Below are 599 nucleotides of genomic sequence, written 5' to 3' on the forward strand. Positions count from 1 at the left end.
TCGGCAGCGTCGGGCCGCCCCCCGCACCGATCAGCACCGGCGAGCTGGCGATACCCTTGGCCGCCAGCAGCGCCTCGAGGATCGTCACGTGGTCCTTGCAGTCACCATAGTGATTGTCGAGGATGCCCAGGAACATCTGGATCATGCCGATCACCGTGCCCAGCAGGCCCAGCAGCGGGCCGGCCGAGGCAATGGTGCCCAGCGCGTTGAGGAAACGTTCCATGCGGTGCACCAGGTCGGAGATGATTTCATGGAAGACACCGGACACCGGGCCCAGGTGGCGTTCGATGTGGGCGCTGATCGCCTCGATGTGCCGTTCTTCGCCGATGGCGAGCACAAAGTCCTTCTCACGGCGATGTACTTCCACCACGACTGGGCCAATGCCGGCGATGCCTGCGAAAAGCCGTTCGTGCTGATCCGCGACCATGTGCTGCTGTCGTTCGCCAGCCGCATCGCCGAGGTGGATACCGGTGTGCAGGCGTTGCCCCCTTCGCCGGTTGTCGACCGCGCTGACCCTGCGGATGCGGCAGAGCAGGAACTGGACTGGCTGCAGATGATGCCCAAGGACGAGCTGGCCGCGCTGGAGCGGGGCGAGGGCC

Annotated in this window: 2 pseudogenes; one reads left to right on the forward strand and one right to left on the reverse strand. The window is 65.8% G+C overall.

The features are described 5' to 3' along the window. Window positions 1-100: 100 nt before the first annotated feature. Window positions 101-370, reverse strand: a pseudogene (locus ABGA94_RS14000) (MotA/TolQ/ExbB proton channel family protein); the annotation flags it as partial. On the opposite strand from ABGA94_RS14000, the pseudogene ABGA94_RS14005 reads away from it, so the two are divergent. Further along, window positions 251-599, forward strand: a pseudogene (locus tag ABGA94_RS14005) (hypothetical protein); the annotation flags it as partial. The pseudogenes ABGA94_RS14000 and ABGA94_RS14005 overlap by 120 nt on opposite strands.

The organism is Stenotrophomonas sp. 3diitr2024 (assembly GCF_042136455.1).
In the GTDB taxonomy this organism is placed as follows: Bacteria; Pseudomonadota; Gammaproteobacteria; order Xanthomonadales; family Xanthomonadaceae; genus Stenotrophomonas; species Stenotrophomonas sepilia.